The 1,743-nt window shown below is 58.1% G+C and carries 3 protein-coding genes; all 3 read left to right on the top strand.

From position 1 onward, the window contains the following. Positions 1-230, top strand: a 230-nt coding sequence (locus ACLL9E_RS01680; RefSeq protein WP_411290010.1) for a hypothetical protein, incomplete at its 5' end; no start/stop codon positions are given. Further along, positions 227-715 carry an LPS assembly lipoprotein LptE gene (gene lptE, locus ACLL9E_RS01675; RefSeq protein ID WP_411290009.1) on the top strand — a complete coding sequence of 163 codons (489 nt, stop codon included), beginning with the start codon at positions 227-229 and terminating at the stop codon, positions 713-715. The genes ACLL9E_RS01680 and lptE, both read left to right, overlap by 4 nt. Further along, positions 712-1,734 (top strand): DNA polymerase III subunit delta, encoded by a 1,023-nt coding sequence (gene holA / locus ACLL9E_RS01670; protein WP_411290008.1) that lies wholly within the window; start codon positions 712-714, stop codon positions 1,732-1,734. Before lptE ends, holA begins: the two co-directional genes overlap by 4 nt. Positions 1,735-1,743 lie beyond the last annotated feature (9 nt).

The raw sequence follows: 1,743 nt of genomic DNA, 5'->3' as shown, positions 1-1,743 counted from the left end.
ACGCCCCTTGGCCAGAGGTTGACCCTGCCTTGCTTGAAGAAGACGAGGTTACCATTGCCATTCAGGTCAGAGGCAAGTTGCGCGACACGCTGACCGTGGCGAAGGGTTTATCTCAAGGCGATCTGGAGGCGCTTGCGCTTGCCAGCCAAAAGGTTCAGCATGCGATGGAAGGCGCGGATATAAAGAAAATCATCGTCGTCCCTGACAGGTTGGTCAACATCGTTTTATGAACCGTTTCATTGCCCCATTTTTGCTCGTGTTTCTGCTGCCTGCATGCGGATTGCAGCCATTATACAGCGGCGGGTCGAAAGGTGCGGTTGCCGGCACCTTGGGGACAATATCCGTAGCTCCTATCGGAGGCAAAAACGGCTGGCTGATGCGCAACGCGTTAAACGACCGCTTGGGCGGGCAGGAAAACAACGCCCCGCAATTCCGCCTGGTAGTAGTGCTTGACGATCAAATCGAAGGTTTTGGCGTGCGCGCCGATGACACTGTCACACGCGAACGGCGGACCCTGCGCGCGCGATATCAACTTATTGCGACGGCCACGGGCGAAACCGTGCTTGATGCAACCGCCGGATCAGATGCGGGTATCGACGTGGTGAGTTCGGAATATGCAACGATCGCAGGTGAAAATAGCGCCTTGGAAAACCTGACGCAGAAGGTCGCGGACCAGATTGTGACGCGTCTTTCCCTTTACGCCCGCGGCGAATGAGCAACGCAAAGGAGCGCAGTTTTATCAGCGCCATTGCCGCACGTCCTGACGTCCGGCTGTTTTTCATTTTCGGTCAGGACGAATCGGCGATTGCCGACATCGCCGCGCAAATGACGGCGCAACTGGTCGGGTCAGAGCGCATCGACATCGACAGCGACCGGATCCGCAATGACCCCGCCTTGTTGTCGGACGAGGCATCGGCGCTGTCGCTGTTCGGCGATAAAAGGCATATCCGTCTCAACTTCCGGCGCGAAGAGGGGCTTGCCGCAGTCGAAACCTTGCTTGCGCTTCAAGGCGACGCAAACCCTATCATCGCCACCGCCGGAAACCTCACCAAGGCCAGCAAATTGCGCAAGTTGGCCGAGGCACATCCGCGCGCGATGGCGCATATCTGTTATCTGCCTGAAGAAGGCGATGCGGCAGCCGCAGTGATGGCTTATGCGGCCACTGCGGGCCTCAAAATCGGCAGGCCATTGGCCGCACGAATTGCGCGCTATACCAATCAGGACCGAAAGCTGGCGCAAGCCGAAATTGAAAAGCTGTCTTTATATTATGACGCATCTCCCCAGAGACCAGCGACGGTCGAAGTGCCTGTGTTCGAAGCATTGTCGGCAGAAACCGGCGAAGAGAATGTTACCGGCCTTGTCCATCAGGTGATGGGCGGCGACGTGCGCGGGACAGGGCGCGAGTTGGCAGCGGCGCGCGATTTGGGCGTTGATGCGATTCGCGTCGTCCGCGCGCTTCAGCGCCGCGTGACGATGCTAGCGGCAATGCGGACGAAGGTGGACAATGGGGCAAATCCCGGTGCCGTCGTCAAAGCCACGCGTTCGATATTCTGGAAGGACGCAGACAGTTACGCGCAGCAACTTGCACGTTGGCCCTCCGCACGGCTGGCTGGATTGAACAGCCATTTGCTTGAGGTGGAAGCAAAGTTGATGCACGTGCGCGATGGCCTTGCCGTCACCATATTGGAAGAGGAACTTGTTCGTATTGCCCGCGCAGCAGCGCGACGTGGCTGATTACTGATA

It is taken from the genome of Sphingorhabdus sp. (assembly GCF_046596595.1).
Classification (GTDB): Bacteria; Pseudomonadota; Alphaproteobacteria; order Sphingomonadales; family Sphingomonadaceae; genus Sphingorhabdus_B.
Note: the sequence above shows the minus strand (reverse complement) of the source record. Positions and strands in the feature narration are given on the sequence as shown.